Here is a 432-nt window from a genome sequence, read left to right on the forward strand (position 1 = left end):
AAGTTCGGCACTTGATATGATTGGAATTCAAGAAGCTTATTTAAAAACAAATCGACTAGGAATTCCGCTTGTTTTTATGGCGGATGTCATACACGGGTATAAAACGGTATTTCCAATCCCACTTGCACTTGGTTGTTCTTTTGACCGGGAAACGGTGCGCGTGATGGCGGAAGTTTCGGCGCTTGAAGCAACAGCAGACGGTCATCATGTTACTTTTTCGCCAATGCTTGATTTAGTTAGGGACCCAAGATGGGGTCGTGTAATGGAATCAACTGGTGTAGATCCATTTTTAAATAGTGAACTTGGAAAAGCACTGGTTGACGGCTATCAAGGTGATGCGAGTAAATTAGAAGGAAATTTGGAGCGGATGGCTGCATGCGTGAAACATTTTGCGGCATCCGGGGCGGCGGAGGCTGGTCTGGAATATAATAG

Annotated in this window: 1 protein-coding gene; it reads left to right on the forward strand. The window is 44.9% G+C overall.

The genetic code is table 11. The features are described 5' to 3' along the window. On the forward strand, positions 1-432 hold a 432-nt coding region (locus tag G8O24_RS47170; protein WP_283815671.1), incomplete at both ends, for a glycoside hydrolase family 3 N-terminal domain-containing protein.

This window comes from Bradyrhizobium campsiandrae (genome assembly GCF_014529705.1).
Lineage (GTDB): Bacteria > Pseudomonadota > Alphaproteobacteria > Rhizobiales > Xanthobacteraceae > Bradyrhizobium > Bradyrhizobium campsiandrae.